Annotated in this window: 15 protein-coding genes; 12 read left to right on the forward strand and 3 right to left on the reverse strand. The window is 70.8% G+C overall.

Annotated features, from left to right (window positions below):
• Window positions 1-111 precede the first annotated feature (111 nt).
• The 6 genes from ACZ4S3_RS34370 (at window position 112) to ACZ4S3_RS34395 (ending at window position 7,857) form a co-directional block, all read left to right on the forward strand.
• On the forward strand, window positions 112-1,878 hold the full coding sequence (locus ACZ4S3_RS34370; RefSeq protein WP_467941678.1) for a serine/threonine-protein kinase: 1,767 nt from the start codon (window positions 112-114) through the stop codon (window positions 1,876-1,878).
• 102 nt (window positions 1,879-1,980) lie between these two features.
• Window positions 1,981-3,180, forward strand: a complete 1,200-nt coding sequence (gene mqnC, locus ACZ4S3_RS34375) for a cyclic dehypoxanthinyl futalosine synthase (protein WP_467941680.1) — start codon at window positions 1,981-1,983, stop codon at window positions 3,178-3,180.
• Window positions 3,181-3,218: 38 nt separating this feature from the next.
• The gene (locus ACZ4S3_RS34380; protein ID WP_467941682.1) at window positions 3,219-3,857 is read left to right on the forward strand and encodes an imidazolonepropionase-like domain-containing protein; all 639 of its coding nucleotides are present in this window, start codon (window positions 3,219-3,221) and stop codon (window positions 3,855-3,857) included.
• Window positions 3,858-3,886: 29 nt separating this feature from the next.
• Window positions 3,887-4,015, forward strand: coding sequence for a hypothetical protein (locus ACZ4S3_RS34385; RefSeq protein ID WP_467941684.1), 129 nt, complete (start codon window positions 3,887-3,889; stop codon window positions 4,013-4,015).
• Between the two features lie 351 nt (window positions 4,016-4,366).
• On the forward strand, window positions 4,367-5,065 hold the full coding sequence (locus ACZ4S3_RS34390) for a demethylmenaquinone methyltransferase (protein ID WP_467941686.1): 699 nt from the start codon (window positions 4,367-4,369) through the stop codon (window positions 5,063-5,065).
• Between the two features lie 158 nt (window positions 5,066-5,223).
• A complete protein-coding gene (locus ACZ4S3_RS34395; protein ID WP_467941688.1) occupies window positions 5,224-7,857 on the forward strand; it encodes a hypothetical protein in 2,634 nt (877 codons plus the stop codon).
• Window positions 7,858-7,985: 128 nt separating this feature from the next.
• Here the strand turns inward: ACZ4S3_RS34395 and ACZ4S3_RS34400 are convergent, their stop codons facing one another.
• The gene (locus tag ACZ4S3_RS34400) at window positions 7,986-8,528 is read right to left on the reverse strand and encodes a GNAT family N-acetyltransferase (RefSeq protein WP_467941690.1); all 543 of its coding nucleotides are present in this window, start codon (window positions 8,526-8,528) and stop codon (window positions 7,986-7,988) included.
• 159 nt (window positions 8,529-8,687) lie between these two features.
• On the opposite strand from ACZ4S3_RS34400, the gene ACZ4S3_RS34405 reads away from it, so the two are divergent.
• Window positions 8,688-9,971, forward strand: a complete 1,284-nt coding sequence (locus ACZ4S3_RS34405) for a geranylgeranyl reductase family protein (protein WP_467941840.1) — start codon at window positions 8,688-8,690, stop codon at window positions 9,969-9,971.
• Between the two features lie 361 nt (window positions 9,972-10,332).
• A complete protein-coding gene (locus tag ACZ4S3_RS34410; protein ID WP_467941692.1) occupies window positions 10,333-11,193 on the forward strand; it encodes an alpha/beta fold hydrolase in 861 nt (286 codons plus the stop codon).
• Here ACZ4S3_RS34410 and ACZ4S3_RS34415 read toward each other — a convergent pair.
• Together ACZ4S3_RS34415 and ACZ4S3_RS34420 are read right to left on the reverse strand one after the other, a co-directional pair.
• The gene (locus tag ACZ4S3_RS34415; protein WP_467941694.1) at window positions 11,183-11,998 is read right to left on the reverse strand and encodes an ATP nucleotide 3'-pyrophosphokinase; all 816 of its coding nucleotides are present in this window, start codon (window positions 11,996-11,998) and stop codon (window positions 11,183-11,185) included. The genes ACZ4S3_RS34410 and ACZ4S3_RS34415 overlap by 11 nt on opposite strands.
• Before the next feature lie 192 nt (window positions 11,999-12,190).
• The gene (locus ACZ4S3_RS34420) at window positions 12,191-12,988 is read right to left on the reverse strand and encodes a C40 family peptidase (RefSeq protein WP_467941696.1); all 798 of its coding nucleotides are present in this window, start codon (window positions 12,986-12,988) and stop codon (window positions 12,191-12,193) included.
• 769 nt (window positions 12,989-13,757) lie between these two features.
• Here ACZ4S3_RS34420 and ACZ4S3_RS34425 point away from each other — a divergent pair.
• The 4 genes from ACZ4S3_RS34425 to ACZ4S3_RS34440 are packed head-to-tail and all read left to right on the forward strand — an operon-like array spanning window position 13,758 to window position 16,755.
• Window positions 13,758-14,117: an NADH-quinone oxidoreductase subunit A gene (locus ACZ4S3_RS34425; RefSeq protein ID WP_030262580.1), complete on the forward strand. Its 360-nt coding sequence runs from the start codon at window positions 13,758-13,760 to the stop codon at window positions 14,115-14,117.
• A gap of 9 nt (window positions 14,118-14,126) precedes the next feature.
• Entirely contained in the window at window positions 14,127-14,681 is a 555-nt protein-coding gene (locus tag ACZ4S3_RS34430; RefSeq protein WP_467941699.1) for a NuoB/complex I 20 kDa subunit family protein, read from the forward strand.
• Window positions 14,678-15,433, forward strand: coding sequence for an NADH-quinone oxidoreductase subunit C (locus ACZ4S3_RS34435; RefSeq protein ID WP_467941701.1), 756 nt, complete (start codon window positions 14,678-14,680; stop codon window positions 15,431-15,433). Before ACZ4S3_RS34430 ends, ACZ4S3_RS34435 begins: the two co-directional genes overlap by 4 nt.
• Window positions 15,433-16,755, forward strand: coding sequence for an NADH-quinone oxidoreductase subunit D (locus ACZ4S3_RS34440; RefSeq protein ID WP_467941703.1), 1,323 nt, complete (start codon window positions 15,433-15,435; stop codon window positions 16,753-16,755). The genes ACZ4S3_RS34435 and ACZ4S3_RS34440 overlap by 1 nt, the downstream gene beginning before the upstream one ends.
• The last annotated feature ends 6 nt before the right edge of the window (window positions 16,756-16,761 follow it).

Genomic DNA, 16,761 nt, shown 5'->3' on the forward strand with positions numbered 1-16,761 from the left:
GAGTTGTTGATGTGTGCCCTGTTTGATGCGGAAAGTGGTGTGGGGGTTTCCTGCGACCGGGCATGACATCGGTCATAAGCTGAAGTGCGCCGTACGAGGGGGAGGCAGGCCATGGAGCCGCTGGCGGGAGACGATCCACGGGTCCTGGGCGGATACCGGCTGCTCGGCCGGCTCGGAGCCGGCGGCATGGGGCGGGTCTATCTGGGGCGCAGCGAGGGCGGCCGCACGGTCGCGGTGAAGGTCGTGCATGCGCAGTTCGCGGTCGATGACCAGTTCCGGGCCCGGTTCCGGCGGGAGATCGAGTCCGCGCGGCGGGTGGGCGGCGCCTGGACCGCGCCCGTCCTGGATGCCGACCCGGACGCCTCCGTTCCGTGGATCGCCACCGGCTATGTCGCGGGCCCTTCGCTCGCCCAGGCGGTCGCCGATGTCGGACCGCTGACCGAGCATTCCGTACGGGCCCTGGGCGCCGGGCTGGCCGAGGCGCTGACCGCTGTCCATGCGCTCGGGCTGGTGCACCGGGACGTCAAGCCGTCCAATGTGCTGCTGACCCTCGACGGGCCGCTGCTGATCGACTTCGGGATCGCGCGGGCCACGCAGGGGACCGCCTCGCTCACCTCGACCGGCGTCTCGGTCGGCTCGCCCGGATATATGGCGCCCGAGCAGATCCTGGGGAAGGGGGCGACGGAAGCCGCGGATGTCTTCTCGCTGGGCGCGGTGCTGGCGTATGCGGCGACCGGGGTCAGCCCGTTCTCGGGGGACTCGTCGGCCACGCTGCTCTACAAGGTGGTGCACGAGGAGCCGGAGCTGGGTCCTCAACTCCGCGGTGAACTCCGGGAGCTGGTGTCCGGCTGCCTTGCCAAGAATCCCGCGGACCGGCCCGCTCCGGAGGTGCTCGCGGCCCGGCTCGCGGGGGAGGGCAACGGTGGCGCCGCGGGGCTGGTGCGTGCCGGGTGGCTGCCCGGGGCCGTGGTGGAGCAGGTCAGCCGGCGGGCGGTGGAGCTGCTGAATCTGGAGGCCGAGGCGGCCGCCCCGGTAGCGCCCGGCGGGGCGTTCGGGCCGCCGGATCCCTCGTACGGGGCGGGTGCGGATTCCGCGTACGGGCATCCTTCCGGGCTGGTGCCGTTCGAGGCGGAGGCGTCCGGGCCCGGCTCCCTCGGCATCGCGACGCAGATTCCGGGCGGTGCCCCTGGTGTTCCCGCTCAGCCCCCCGGCCCGCCGCCGGCTCCCTGGCCGGTTGCCGGGGCGGCGGTCGCCGATGCGCCGACCGCGGATCCGTCCGCCGCCCCCAAGGAGCGGCGGGTCGCGGTGACCGGGGCGTTCGGCGGCAACGAGCGGCCGCGCCGGGTGAGCTGCACGCTGGTGCTGTCGGTGGCCGGTGCGCTGGCCGCCGCGACGACCGCGACGTTCGTGTTCCACCTGCTGCCGGGCGGACCCGACGGCGCGGACACGGCCGGGGCCAAGCCGCCGGCCAAGGGGACGCCGACGGCCGGGCCCACCGATCCGGGGGACTCGGGCGGCGAGCCCGCCGTCGCCAAGGGCTTCCTCGGCACCTGGACCGGCAGCATCACGACCTCGCACGACATCCCCAACGGCAAGATGACCAGCGTCATCAAGCCGGGCGGCAAGGGCGACTACGTCATCCACACCGTGTACGACGCGGTGCTGGTGCAGTGCGAGGCCAAGGCGAAGCTGGAGTCGGCCACCAAGGACAGGCTGGTGCTCCGGGAGCGCCCCGACGGCAAGCAGGGGCCCGGCTGTACGGGGACCACCTCCCGGGTGACGTACACGCTCGGCAAGGGCGGCGGCCTCAGCTTCACCTCGGACGACGATGCGGGCGGCACCCCGAAGGCGTCCCTGACGAGGGTGAGTGATCACTGACGGGGCGCCGCCCGCCGCGGGGGGCGGACCGCGGACGAGGCGGCCGGACCCCTGACGTACGCTGGTTCGGTCGTTATGCCCGCCTCCGAAAGGGACGCCCCGGTGACCGAGAACGCCGACCTCCAGTCCGTACTCGACCGCGCCGCGCAGGGCGGCCGCATCACGCCGGAGGAGGCGCTCGACCTCTACCGCTCCGCGCCGCTGCACGCGCTGGGCCAGGCCGCCGACGCCGTGCGCCGCCGCCGCTACGCCGGCACCGAGCACATCGCGACGTACATCATCGAGCGCAACATCAACTACACCAATGTGTGCGTAACGGCCTGCAAGTTCTGCGCGTTCTACGCCGCGCCCAAGGACACCGCCAAGGGCTGGACCCGCGACCTCGACGACATCCTGCGCCGCTGCGCGGAGACCGTCGAACTGGGCGGCACCCAGATCATGTTCCAGGGCGGCCACCACCCGGACTACGGCGTCGAGTACTACGAAGAGCACTTCTCGGCCATCAAGAAGGCGTACCCGCAGCTGGTGATCCACTCCCTGGGCGCCTCCGAGGTCGAGCACATGGCCCGGATCTCCAAGGTGTCCGTCGAGGAGGCCATCTCGCGTATTCACGCCGCGGGGCTGGACTCCTTCGCGGGTGCGGGTGCCGAGCTGCTGCCGGCCCGGCCGCGTAAGGCCATCGCGCCGCTGAAGGAGTCCGGCGAGCGCTGGCTGGAGATCATGGAGGCGGCGCACAACCTGGGCGTGGAGTCCACCTCCACGATGCTGATGGGTACGGGCGAGACCAACGCCGAGCGCATCGAGCATCTGCGGATGATCCGCGACGTCCAGGACCGTACGGGCGGCTTCCGCGCCTTCATCCCGTACACCTACCAGCCCGAGAACAACCACCTCAAGGGCCAGACGCAGGCCACCCTCTTCGAGTACCTGCGCATGATCGCCATCGCCCGGATCTTCCTCGACAACGTCGCCCACATCCAGGGCTCGTGGCTGACCACCGGCAAGGAGGCCGGCCAGCTGTCGCTGCACTACGGCGCCGATGACCTGGGCTCCATCATGCTGGAGGAGAACGTCGTCTCCTCCGCCGGCGCCAAGCACCGCTCCAACCGCATGGAGATCATCGACCTGATCCGCAAGGCGAGCCGGGTGCCGGCCCAGCGGGCCACGACGTACGAGCACCTTCTCGTGCACGACGACCCGGCGAACGACCCGGTGGACGAGCGGGTGGTCTCGCACCTGTCGTCGACCGCCATCGAGGGCGGTACGGCGCATCCCGAGCTGAAGCTCGTCGAGGCCAACTGAGCGTCCGGCGGGCCGGGGTGAGGGCGGACTGAGCGACCGTGCTGACGATTCACGCCGCCGATGCGGTGTTCGGGGCCGGTGCGCGGGGCGAGGCGGTGGCCGTCGACGGCGACGTCATCGTGGGCGTCGGCACTCTGGAGCGGATGACCGCCGCCTGGCCGCAGGCCCGGGTGCGGCGCTGGCCGGGGCTGCTGACGCCCGGCCTCGTCAATCACCAGGCGGCGGCGCTGCTCGAAGCGGCGTACCACCCCGATCCGCGGGAGGCCGACGAGCTCGGCACGGAGCCGGTCACCGGAGACGCACTGGCGGCGCTCGCCATGGACGACACGCGCTGGGGCGCGAGCGCCCGGCGCGGGCTGCAGCGGATGCTCCAGCACGGCACGACGGCGGTGGCCGGGCCCTTCCGGCGGCCCACGGTTCGTACCGCCGTGGCGCGCTCGGGCCTGCGGGTACGTGATCCGCGCCAGGAGCACGAAACGGCCGCCGCGCTGGATGTGTTCGCCGTACTGCCGCTGAGCGCCGTACTGGGCGGCGACCTCGCGGTGGGCCGGCCGGCCGATCTCGCGGTGTTCGACGTCCCGGTCGACGAACTGCCGGCCCGCGCGCTGCGGGTGCACGGTGCCGGGGCGTGCGTGGCCACGGTGCTCGCCGGGCGGCTCGTCTTCCGGCGGCGCTGAGCGGGCCCCGGCCCGGACCCGTCGGGCTCTTGACCTCGGCGGCGGGGACCACCGCGCTGTTGCTGCTCTGCACCGTGCTCGTCGTCGCGGCGGGCGCGGTGCTGCCTGCCCGGCGCGCGGCCCGGATGTCGCCCACCGATGCGATCAAGGACTGTTGACCGGGCCCCACCGGTACGGCAGGAGCCCGGCGGCCGTAGCGGCCCCGGCGGAACGCCCGCCTCGATGATCTTCGTCAAGGAGCCGTCAACACGGTCCCGCCGCACGTCAGGGCCGTGTCAACGGAAACGGAACGGCGCATTCAACGCGGCAGGATCGCTGACGCGGGGACGGCCGGCGCCGGCCGCTCACGATGCACTGTGCACCGCTGGACGGCCCGGATGTTCTGAGGGGGTCCCCCCTGCTCGAACGGAGCCGAGAGCTCGGGGGAATCCGGCCGTCCCCGACCAGCCGTCCGGCGCGCGTCCGTGCCCGGTGCGGGCGCCGGCCGCCCCACGGTGGACAATGGCCGGGTGACCCGAGCATCCCTGGACAAGCAGCCGCACGAAGTCGCCGCGATGTTCGACGACGTGGCGGCGCGGTACGACCTCACCAACGACGTGCTCTCCCTGGGGCAGGCGCGGCGCTGGCGCAAGGAGGTGGACCGGGCGGTGGCCGCCCGGCCCGCCGAGCGGGTACTCGACCTCGCGGCCGGCACCGGCACCTCGTCGCTGCCGTTCGCCAGGACCGGGGCGTACGTCGTGCCGTGCGACTTCTCCGTCGGCATGCTGGCGGAGGGCAAGAAGCGGCACCCCTGGCTGCCGTTCACGGCCGGTGACGGCACCCGGCTGCCGTTCGCGGACGGGGTCTTCGACGCCGTCACCATCTCCTTCGGGCTGCGCAACATCCAGGACACCGATGCCGCGCTGGCCGAGCTGTACCGGGTCACCAAGCCCGGCGGCCGGGTGGTGATCTGTGAGTTCAGCGAGCCGACCTGGGCGCCGTTCCGGACGGTCTACACGGAGTACCTGATGCGTGCGCTGCCGCCGGTCGCCCGCGCGGTCAGCAGCAACCCGGACGCGTACGTCTATCTCGCCGAGTCCATCCGCACCTGGCCCAACCAGCCCGAACTCGCCGCCCGGATGCAGGGCGTGGGCTGGACCGAGGTGGCCTGGCGCAATCTGACCGGCGGCGTGGTCGCGCTCCACCGGGGGACGAAGCCGGCCGGCTGAGGACGCCGGGGCATCGGCGCACGCGGCCGAAGCCCCGCTCGGCCGGCGACCCGCTCGGCCGGGGACTCACTCGGCCGGGGACTCGCTCGGCCGGGGACTCGCTTGGATAACGTCGCTTCACAGGGCGTGAGTTGGCGGGAACCATGCGTGGGACAGTCATGTCCCTACGTTCGCGAGTGGCAGCGGATCCGCTGCCCGCTGAGTTCCCGGAGTCCGAGTTGCCCGACCGTTCCGCCTCCTGCCCGGAATGTGGTTCTTCTTCGCCGCCCGAGGCGCGCTTCTGTATGGGCTGCGGCCGGGAGCGGCAGGCCGCAGCGCCGCCCCCGCCGGACGCGCCGCCGCCCCCTGGGCAGCCGCCGGCCCCGGGGCAGCCGCCGGCCCCGGCGGCGCCGCCCGGCCCTCCGCCGTATGCCGCGCCCGCCGTCCCCCAAGCTCTCCAGGGGCAGGGGGGACGCCCCTCGCCGCTCGGCGCCTTTCTCGGCCGTACGGCGCGGGGCGACTGGGTCGCGGCGCTGAAGATCGCGGCCTGGCCGACGCTGATGCTGCTGGTCCTCGCGAGTGTGCTCGGCATCTTCTCGTCGGACGACGCGGACCACGCCGGTCTCGGCTGGGGCACCCGGATGCGCTGCTTCCTCGCGCTGCTGCTGCAGAGCGTGGGCGGAAGGGTCACCCTCTCCGGCAGCGCCACCGGGCCCCTGGGGGAGATCGGCCGGGGGCTCACCGGCGAGATGTCGGTGTCGTTGGTGCCGCTGGTGGTCACCGGGCTGTGGGTGACGCTGCTGGCGGTCGCCGCCCGCAGGGCCCGCCGCGCGGCCGCCGCGGCGGGGGCCGGGGCGGCCGTACCGGGCGGGATACCGGGCACGGCCGTGGGGAGTCCGGCCGTACCGGGTACGGCCGTGCTGGAGTCGGTGCTGCGGATCGCGGTGCTGTGCGGCGTCGGCAGCCTGGCGCTCGGCCTGCTGGCCCAGCCCTCCTACGACGGCCTGGAGTTGTCCTCCGCCCCCTGGCTGGCGCTGCTGTGCTCGTTCCTGCTGGCGGCCCTGGTGAGCGGTGCGGTGCTGGCGCGTGACGCGATGCGGGCCTGGCTCGCGGTCCGGCCCGGGTGGCGTATCACCGTCGGCGCGCTGCGCACCGCGCTGGTCGCGCTGCTGACCGTCGTCCTGGTGGCCGGTCTGGTCGCGTTCGTGACCCTCCTCGCGACGGCCGACGACATCCACGGCGGCAACGCCCTCGCCCTGCTGGTGCTGCTCCCCAACCTCGGCGCGATCGCGCTGGCGATGGCCTGGGGCGCGCCGGTGAACGTCGAGTGGAACCTTCCCGATATGCCGTTCCTGGAGTCCGGCCGGAAGTCGATCGGCTACGCCGAGCTGGGCGATCTGGGCAACGACTGGGCGGTGTTCGGCATCATCGTCGGCGGTCTGGTCTGCGCGCTGCTGGTCGGCTTCCTGGCCGTCCGCCGCAGCGCCGACCGGCGCGAACAGCTGCTGGCCGCGGGCTTCTTCGTGCTCGCGCTGGTGCTGGTGGTGTGGGCAGCCGGCGCCACGGCATCGGCGACGTTCCACGGCGCGAGCGGTGACGGCCCCGGCGGCGATTTCGGCGGCGGCTACGGAGGCGGCTACGGCAGCGGGGACGGCGACGGGTACGGAGGCGGCTACGGCAGCAACGGCGCCGGCCTCGCAGGGCACGCCGAACTGGCCGCGGGCGGCGGCGAAACGCTGCTGTTCGGGCTGCTGTGGACCTTCGGCGCGGTGCTGCTCGCCCCGTATCTGCTGATGATGGTGGGCCGCGGCAGCGCCTCCATGCTCGCCGCCCCAACTGCCCCGGCCGCCCCGTACGGCGCTCCCGCGGCACCCCCGGCCGCCCCCGGCATGCCGACGGCGCCTCCTGCCCCGGCCACGGCGCCCCTGCCCGCGGCCCCGCCGACACCCGTGGCCACGCCGGCCCCGGCTGCCCCCGCAGCCCCGCCCGCGGATGCCTCCACGGCGCCCCCCGCTCCCGAAGCCACTCCGACACCTCCGACACTTCCGATAGCTCCGGCCACTCCCACCGCCACTGCCACCCCTATCGCCCCCGAAGAGCCCCGCCCGGCCCGCCGTGGCGTCGTGAAATGGGTGTCGCTGGCGCTCGTCGCGTTCCTGATCGGCGGCGGTGCCACGGCCGGCGCGCTGTACTTCAAGAGCCACCGCGGCGCCGACGACCACAAGACGGGCAAGAAGCCCGCCGTCGAAAAGAGCGGCCGGCCCACCGAAAGCCTCAGCCCCTCTGCGCCCCCGTCCCCGGACACCACTCCCTCCCCGACCGCCACCCCGACCGGATCGGCGTCCTCCCCCGCCGCGGGCCTTCCCGCCGGCTTCGAGCGGAAGGACGACTCCTACGGCTTCTCGCTCGGCGTGACGCGCGGCTGGAAGCGCTCGGCGAAGGGCACCCAGGTCGACTACAAGGCGCCGGCCGACGACACGTACCTGCGCATCGGCGTCATCGCCAACGCCCCGCAGTCCTCGTACGACAACTTCCTCAGCATGGAGAAGGGCGCCAAGAAGCGGACGAACTACCGGCAGGCGGAGCTGAAGCGGAACACCTTCCACGACGCCGAGGGCGCCCGCTGGGAGTTCAGCTACGTCAACGACACGGGGAACACCATCCACGCCATCGACCAGGCGTATGTGGCAGCCGACGGCACGGAATACAGCATTTACTACGAGTGCCCGCAGGACCTCTACGACCCTGAGCACGACAAGGTGTTCAGCACGGCGCTCAGCACCTGGGACGTTCCCGACGCGGACGTGGACTAGGACCTCGGCACCGCTTCCAGGCCACCGCAACCAGGCCAGCGCAACCAGGCCGCCGATGGGGGCCAACTCCTCTGCCTATCAGTGGTGTTGGCACCCATGGCCCCTGCTTGGGGTCCTGCGCGTGGCCCCTACGAGGCGGGCAGCGTCAACCGGTTGCAGTACGCCGTCCGCTTCCCCACCGGCGTGATCACCGTCTCCGCCCGCCGCATCCCCAGCCGCCGGGTCACCGCCAGGGACCGCTCGTTCCGCGCGTCCACTATCGCGACCACCTGCTGTACCCCGGCCGCCCGTACGGCCTCCAGGGCCGCCTGCGCCGCCGCCGTCGCATACCCCTTGCCCCAGTACGCGCGCCCCAGCCGCCAGCCGATCTCGATCTCGCCCGCCGGACCCCACTCCCACGGCCACGGCTGCGCGCCGGTGAAGCCCATGACCGCACCGTCCGCAGGGTCCACCAGCGTGTAGAGGCAGAATCCCAGCTCCGCGTGGTGGCGGCGCTGCCGCGCGGTGAGCTCGTCGTACACCGACAACTCGGCCGGTGCGCCGCCGTGGAACTCCATGACCTCCGGGTCGTTGAAGACCCGGTGCCAGTTCAGTGCGTCCTCCTCAGTGGGCACGCGCAGCTCGACGGCGGGCGGCGGGGTATGCGGGGCAGGCACAGTCTCAGGCTTCATGGGGCAACCCTTCAGTTTCCGATCACCAAGGCCCCCATAGACTGCACATGCCCCGTGCCGGTCGGCACCCAGATATCCAGATATCGACGTCATCGGCTTACAACGACCTCCCGGAGACCCCCCGTGACCGAGTCCGAGTCCGCGTCCGTGAGCGAATCCGTGACAACACCCCGCTCCGAGCACAGCGCGGACGTGATCGTCGTCGGTGCCGGGCCCGCCGGCTCGGCCACCGCCTACCACCTGGCCAAGTCCGGGCTGGACGTCCTCCTCCTGGAGAAGACCGCCTTCCCGCGCGAGAAGGTCTGCGGTGACGGCCTGACCCCGCGCGCCACCAAGCAGCTGGTCGCCATGGGCATCGACATCTCGGAGGAAGCGGGCTGGCTGCGCAACAAGGGCCTGCGCATCATCGGCGGCGGCTCCCGCCTCCAGCTCGACTGGCCGGATCTCGCCTCGTACCCCGACTACGGACTGGTCCGTAAGCGCGACGACTTCGACGAGCAGCTGGCCCGGCAGGCCCAGAAGGCCGGCGCCCGCCTCTACGAGCGCTGCAACGTCGGTGCGCCCGTCATCAACGACCTCACCGGCCACATCACCGGCGTCCACGCCAAGCTCGGCGAGGAGAAGACCCCGGTCACCTTCCACGCCCCGATCGTCGTGGCCGCCGACGGCAACTCCACCCGGCTCTCGCTGGCCATGGGCCTGCACCGCCGCGAGGACCGCCCCATGGGCGTCGCCGTGCGTACGTACTTCACCTCCCCCCGCCACGACGACGACTACCTCGAGTCCTGGCTGGAGCTGTGGGACCGGCGCGGCGCCCAGGACCGTCTTCTCCCCGGCTACGGCTGGATCTTCGGCATGGGCGACGGTACGAGCAACGTCGGCCTGGGCATCCTCAACTCCAGCTCCGCCTTCCGGGAGCTGGACTGGCGCGAGATCCTCAAGGCCTGGTGCGCCTCGATGCCGGCCGACTGGGGCTACACCCCGGAGAACATGACCGGCCCGATCCGCGGCGCGGCCCTCCCCATGGCCTTCAACCGCCAGCCCCACTACACCAAGGGCCTCCTCCTGGTCGGCGACGCCGGGGGCCTGGTCAACCCCTTCAACGGCGAGGGCATCGCCTATGCGATGGAGTCCGGCTCCATCGCCGCCGAGGTCATCGTCCAGGCGCAGGCCCGCGCCACCTACGCCCAGCGCGAGCTCGCCCTGCACCGCTACCCCAAGATCCTCAAGGACACCTACGGCGGCTACTACTCCCTCGGCCGCGCCTTCGTGAAGCTCATCGGCAACCCCAAGGTCATGAAGATCGCCACCCAGCGCGGCCTGACCCACCCGCTGCTGATGCGCTTCACCCTCAAGATGCTCGCCAACCTCACGGACCCGACGGGCGGGGACGCGATGGACCGGATCATCAATGGCCTGAGCAAGGTGGCACCGAAGGCGTAACGGCCCCGGCGGCGGTCCGGAAAAACTCCCGGCCGCCGCCGTCACATCCTCCGCCCGGGATCCGTCGGTGCGGTGACGGCGAAATTCCCCGACGAGATCTCTCCACGGCATCTGCGCGCCGGCCACATCAACGGCTGCAGCTTCTGCGTCCGCGATCATCCTGACGATCGGACTCACCAACCTCTTCAACCGGCTGAGCGCCACTACCAGGCAACCGCCGGGCGCGGGCTGGTGAATCCCGCTCGCTCGGCCCGCCGGGCCGACGCCCATGACGCCGGAGGTAATTGAGCCGTCCCCCGGCCGCCGTGAATCCTGTGCACACGCAACGGATACCGCAACGGATACCGCAACGGATACCGCAATGCATACCGCAACGGGAGGAAACGGCATGTTCTTCGAGGGGCACGACGGGACGCGGCTGTTCTACGAGGACTACGGCCAGGGCGAGACGATCGTGTTCGTCTCGAGCGCGATGCTCAACACCGAGATGTGGGAGTACCAGCTCCCCTTCTTCGCGGAGCGCGGCTTTCGCTGTGTGGCCTTCGACCGGCGGGGCCACGGCCGCTCGGACCGCCCTTCTGCCGGTTACGACTTCGACTCCACCGCCGACGATCTTGCCGCCCTGCTGGAGCACCTCGATCTCCGCGACGTCACCCTCATCGGCCACTCCATGGGCGGCGCCGAGATCGCCCACTATCTGGCGCGGCACGGCTCGCGGCGGGTCGCCCGTGCGGTGTTCATCGCGGCGACGCTGCCGTTCATGAAGCGTACGGACGACAATCCGCACGGCGTGCCCGAGGCCGCGATGGAGGCGTCGATGGCGCAGCTGCGGGCCGACCGGCCCAAGTGGATGGCCCGCCAGTTGCAGGCGTTCTTCGCCACCCACCTGGGCAACGACGTCTCACCGGCCCAGGTCGAGCACGTCATGGCGCAGTGCCTGTCGGCCTCGCCGTGGGCGACGCTCCAGGTGCAGCAGGCGGTGCTGCACACCGACCACCGGGCCGGGCTGCGCGAGATCGACATCCCGACGCTGATCATCCACGGCGCCGCCGACTTCTCGGCACCGGTGGACGTCACCGGGCGGCGCACCGCCGAGCTGATCCCGGGCACGACGTACAAGGAGTACCCGGCCGCGGGGCACGGCATCTACGCCAGCCACCACGCTCAGCTCAACGCCGACCTGCTGGCCTTCCTCACGGGCGAGGAGAGCCTCACGCGGTGAGCGCCGCCGGGAGCCGGCGGGCCGGGTCCGGCGACGGCAGCCGTCGGCCCGGCGCGGTCAGCTGCTCGGCGCCGGCCGGGACCGGCACCGCGGCGAAGATCGCGTTCTGCTGCTCCTGGAGCTCGCGCACCCGCTCCGGCGGGGTGCCGGGCAGCCGCTGCTCCTCGTACAGCTTGTGGGTCTCCAGCTGGGCCCGCTTGCTCTCGGGGGTGTGGAACTGCACCTCGAAGAGCTGGCCGGACCGGGGCGCGCGCCAGGCGGAGTTGACCGCCTTGTAGCCGGCGGCGCGGTGCCAGGTGTTGGCCCAGCGGGTGCTGTCGTTGCCCCAGGAGGACAGCAGCCGGGAGGCGGCGGTGACGCCGTGGGAATAGCGGCCGGCGGACCACTGGAGGGTGAAGCGCACCGCGTCATTGATCTGGGCGAGCGACTCGTTCACCGTCTGCCCGGGGGACTCCTGCATCCAGGTGGCGACCTTGCGCTTGAGCGAGTCCGGGGACTTCAGCCGCTGGTCGAATCCGATGAGATCGGCGTGGCTGAGCAGGGCCGCGGCACGTACCTGGGGGCTGATGGAGCGCTCGGCGTGCCGGGCGCGGGCGACAAAGGCGTCGACGGTCTTGTTGTCGGCGGCGTTGAGCGACAGGCCGTCCTGGTGCCAGGCGCCGTCGTGGCCGGCGGCACGGGCCTGGGCGGCGGGCGACGCCGAGGCGGTCGCGGTGTGGACGGCGCCAAGGGCGAGCGCGCCGGCCAGGGCGGCGGCGGTGGCGGCCCGGGTGACGGTGCCCTGGACGGTGCGAGGGGTGTTCATCGGAGCGCGGTGTCCTCTCTACGGATGCCGCACGGCGCCCGAGTGGCATATGTGCGGCATATGGCGAGAGATGCAACGGCGCGCAGAGGCGATCGGTAGCGGCAAGAATCGGCCGCTCGGGGGCCGGGTACGCCAAAGGGCCGCCCCTGGGGAGGGGCGGCCCTTACGGGACCCGTGAGAGGTGGGGGAGCCTTAGAGGACGCGCACCGCACCGGTCGGCATGTCGTAGCTGAGCGGGCGCTCGACGATGCCGGTGCTCGGGTTCTGGGCGCCGATGAAGTTGCCGTTACCGACGTAGACGCCGACGTGGTAGGCGCTGCCCGCGCTGCCCCAGTAGAGGATGTCGCCGACCTGGAGGTTGTCCAGGCCGACCTGGGTGCCGGTGGTGGACTGGTCCTGCGAGACGCGCGGCAGGTCGATACCGATCTGCTTGAACGCGGCCTGGGTCAGGCCGGAGCAGTCGTACGCCGAGGAGCCGGTGGCGCCGAGGACGTACGCCTTGCCGAGCTGGGCCTTGAGGAAGGTGACCAGGGTCGCGGCGCTGCCGGTGGCGGAGGACGAGACGGAGAGCGTGGTGCGCTCGTCGGAGCGCGAGGCGCGGGCCTGGGCCGCTTCCTTGGCCCGACGGGCCTCGGCTGCCTTCTTCTTGGCCTCGGCCTCGGCCTTGGCCTTCTTCACGGCGGCGGCCTTGTGCTTCTCCGCGGTCTTGGCGGCCTTGGCGAGCGCGCTGTCCTGGAGGGCCTCGCGCTCGTAGTCGAAGGCGACCTGCTGAGCGGTGTCCGCGGCCTTGGCGGCGCTGGTCGCCAGCGCCCTCGTGATCGTGGGCATCTCCTGTGTTTCGGAGACAGGCTTTTCCGCGGCGTTGGCCGGCACGGTCGCGCCGGTGACCGCGAGGGTGAGGAAGCCACCGGTCACGCCCGCACGCAGTGCCCGCGAGGACGCGGAACGGCGGGGCTTCCGGTGGCTGGGTATGAGTGCGTTCGGGGACATGGCACCACGGCTATCAGGAGCCGCAGGTTGCTGCCAACAAAGGTGGGGTGCACCACATTTGACGCGTACGCGACGAATAAAACGGACTTTTGGTCGCGCGCTGAGCCGGCGGCGCGATGTCCGGATTTCGCGATCATGTTCCTGCGCATGGCATTTGCTGCCCGCTGCGGGGTCCGGAGGGGCCTATCACCTCCACATCCGCCACGCCAAGGCTTCCCGGCCGTCAAGGACTTATCGCTTGAAAGTCCGTGGGATAGGTCACTCTTGAGTGTCCGTTATGTTCCCGTGACCTGACGGTGCCGGATGGTCGGCGGGTCATCCGTCCGGCCACTCGCCCGCCGGCCCGGCCGGCCGCTCGTGAATGCGGGCACGCGCCGACGATCACGGTCACATCACGGGCGGATCACCCAACGGCGTCGGCGGCGTATAGCAGTTGACCCAGTCCAGCGCCAATTTGCCTGCAAGGGGCATCCCTTGATAGGGAAACGACGCGCTGACCAGCGGTAACCCCGCCGAATGTCACCTCTCGTGATCACTCGCGTGCTTCCCGTACGAAGATCACCACTCATCCGACTTCATGATCCTTCGTCAGGTGGTGAAGATCACAAAGTCGTTGTCGCACCCCGTGTCGCAGATCACAGACCAGCGGGCATAAGATGCAGGCGTTCGGGCTTGTGAACTGCCTCACATATGCACGATCTCTACGGGGCAGCCACCGGGCCCGAGCGGACCGCCATCCAGTCATCGTCGACTGAAGGGAGCGAGGACGGTGAACGCTTACGCGCCCATCCTCGTACTGGGAGCCCTCGGGGCAGGCTTTGCGATCTTCTCTGTCGTGATGGCCACGCTCGTCGGACCCAGGCGCTACAACCGGGCGAAGCTTGAGGCGTACGAATGCGGAATCGAGCCGACCCCGCAGCCGTCCGGCGGTGGTCGCTTTCCGATCAAGTACTACCTGACGGCGATGCTCTTCATCGTTTTCGACATCGAGATCGTCTTCCTCTACCCCTGGGCCGTCACCTTTGACGCCCTCGGGCTCTTCGGGCTCGTCGAGATGCTGCTCTTCGCGCTCACCGTCTTCGTCGCCTACGCCTATGTCTGGCGTCGTGGCGGCCTGGAATGGGACTAGGGGTCACACATGGGACTTGAAGAGAAGCTGCCGAGCGGCTTTTTGCTGACCACTGTCGAGCAGGCCGCGGGCTGGGTGCGTAAATCATCGGTCTTCCCCGCGACCTTCGGGCTGGCCTGCTGCGCCATCGAGATGATGACGACCGGCGCCGGGCGCTACGACCTGGCCCGCTTCGGCATGGAGGTCTTCCGCGGCTCCCCGCGGCAGGCGGATCTGATGATCGTGGCCGGCCGGGTGAGCCAGAAGATGGCCCCCGTTCTGCGGCAGGTCTACGACCAGATGCCGAACCCGAAATGGGTGATCTCCATGGGCGTGTGCGCCTCGTCGGGCGGCATGTTCAATAACTACGCGATTGTGCAGGGCGTTGACCACATTGTTCCCGTTGACATCTATTTGCCGGGCTGCCCGCCGCGTCCCGAAATGCTGATGGACGCCATCCTCAAGCTCCACCGGAAGATCCAGGACACCAAGCTCGGGGTCAACCAGCAGCAGGCGGCCCACGAGGCGGAGGAAGCGGCGCTCAAGGCGCTCCCGCTGATCGAGATGAAGGGGCTGCTGCGGTGAGTGAGCCGAAGAACCCTGAGAGCGACCAGGGGAACTCCAACGGCAACGTGCCCGTCCAGCGCGACGACACCGGCGAGGTGATCGGCACCCGCCGCGGCATGTTCGGCGCCAACAACGGCGGCGACACCTCCGGTTACGGCGGCCTGGTCCGGACCGTACGCCTGCCCGGCGCGACCCAGCGGCCGTACGGCGGACCACGCGGCGAGGAGGACGGAGAGTTCGACGAGATCGCCGACGAGCTGGAGGGCGCCCTCGACGAACAGGGACTGGTCCCCGAGAACGTCATCAGCAAGACCGTCGTGGACCGCGCCGAGCTGACCTTCCACATCGAGCGGGAGTACCTGCCGGTGGTCGCCAAGATCCTTCGCGACGACCCGGCGCTGCGCTTCGAGCTCTGTACGGGCGTGAGCGGGGTGCACTTCCCCGGTGACAAGGGACGCGAGCTGCACGCCGTTTACCACCTGCGCTCGATCACCCACAACCGGCTCATCCGGCTGGAGGTCTCCGCCCCGGACGCCGACCCGCATGTGCCCTCGCTCGTGAGCGTCTACCCGACGAACGACTGGCACGAGCGCGAGACCTACGACTTCTTCGGGATCGTCTTCGACGGCCACCCGGCGCTGACGCGGATCATGATGCCCGACGACTGGCAGGGCTTCCCGCAGCGCAAGGACTACCCGCTCGGCGGCATCCCCGTCGAGTACAAGGGCGCCCAGATCCCGGCTCCCGACCAGCGGAGGTCGTACAGCTGATGACCACTCCCCCGGCAACCCCCCGTGAGACCACCGAGGGGACCGTATATACCGTCACCGGCGGCGACTGGGACGAGGTCGCGGCGGCCGCTGTCAAGTCCGACGATGAGCGGATCATCGTCAACATGGGGCCGCAGCACCCCTCCACGCACGGCGTGCTCCGGCTCATCCTGGAGATCGACGGCGAAACCGTCACCGAGGCCCGCTGCGGCATCGGCTATCTGCACACCGGCATCGAGAAGAACCTCGAATACCGGACCTGGACGCAGGGCACCACCTTCGTCACGCGGATGGACTACCTCACCCCCTTCTTCAACGAGACCGCCTACTGCCTGGCCGTGGAGAAGCTGCTCGGCATCACCGACCAGGTCCCCGACCGGGCCTCGGTCATCCGCGTGATGCTGATGGAGCTCAACCGGCTCTCCTCCCACCTGGTGTGCATCGCCACCGGCGGTATGGAGCTGGGCGCCACCACGATCATGATCTACGGCTTCCGCGACCGTGAACTCATCCTCGACATCTACGAGCTGATCACCGGCCTGCGGATGAACCACGCCTACATCCGGCCCGGCGGCCTCGCCCAGGACCTGCCCCCGGGCACCGTCGACCAGGTGCGCGCCTTCGTGAAGAAGATGCGCAAGAACATCCCCGAGTACGACAAGCTCGCCACCGGCAACCCGGTCTTCAAGGGCCGGATGGAAGGCATCGGCTATCTCGACCTGGCCGGCTGCCTGGCCACCGGCGCCACCGGCCCCGTGCTGCGCTCCGCCGGGCTGCCGCATGACCTGCGCAAAACGCAGCCGTACTGTGGATACGAGAATTACGACTTCGAGGTGCCGACCGCCGACACCTGCGACTCCTACGGCCGGTTCCTGATCCGGCTGGAGGAGATGCGCCAGTCGCTGCGGATCGTCGAGCAGTGCCTGGACCGGCTCGAGCCGGGGCCGGTCATGGTCGAGGACAAGAAGATCGCCTGGCCGGCGCAGCTGGCCCTGGGTCCGGACGGCCTCGGCAACTCCCTGGACCACATCAAGAAGATCATGGGCACCTCGATGGAGGCCCTGATCCACCACTTCAAGCTGGTGACGGAGGGCTTCAGGGTCCCGCCCGGCCAGACCTACTCCGCCGTGGAGTCCCCCAAGGGCGAGCTGGGCGTCCACGTGGTCAGCGACGGTGGCACCCGCCCCTACCGCGTGCACTTCCGCGATCCGTCCTTCACCAATCTGCAGGCCATGGCGGCGATGTGCGAAGGCGGCCAGGTCGCCGATGTCATCGTCGCCGTCGCGTCCATCGACCCCGTGATGGGAGGCGTCGACCGGTGAACGACG

The sequence above is a fragment of the Streptomyces sp. NPDC028368 genome, assembly GCF_055565615.1.

Coding starts and splice junctions, on each gene's coding strand:
- ACZ4S3_RS34370 (WP_467941678.1), top strand. CDS start 112: ATGGAGCCGCTGGCGGGAGACGATCCACGGGTCCTGGGCGGATACCGG.
- ACZ4S3_RS34395 (WP_467941688.1), top strand. CDS start 5,224: ATGTCCCTACGTTCGCGAGTGGCAGCGGATCCGCTGCCCGCTGAGTTC.
- ACZ4S3_RS34400 (WP_467941690.1), bottom strand. CDS start 8,528: ATGAAGCCTGAGACTGTGCCTGCCCCGCATACCCCGCCGCCCGCCGTC.
- ACZ4S3_RS34410 (WP_467941692.1), top strand. CDS start 10,333: ATGCATACCGCAACGGGAGGAAACGGCATGTTCTTCGAGGGGCACGAC.
- ACZ4S3_RS34415 (WP_467941694.1), bottom strand. CDS start 11,998: ATGAACACCCCTCGCACCGTCCAGGGCACCGTCACCCGGGCCGCCACC.
- ACZ4S3_RS34420 (WP_467941696.1), bottom strand. CDS start 12,988: ATGTCCCCGAACGCACTCATACCCAGCCACCGGAAGCCCCGCCGTTCC.
- ACZ4S3_RS34430 (WP_467941699.1), top strand. CDS start 14,127: ATGGGACTTGAAGAGAAGCTGCCGAGCGGCTTTTTGCTGACCACTGTC.
- ACZ4S3_RS34440 (WP_467941703.1), top strand. CDS start 15,433: ATGACCACTCCCCCGGCAACCCCCCGTGAGACCACCGAGGGGACCGTA.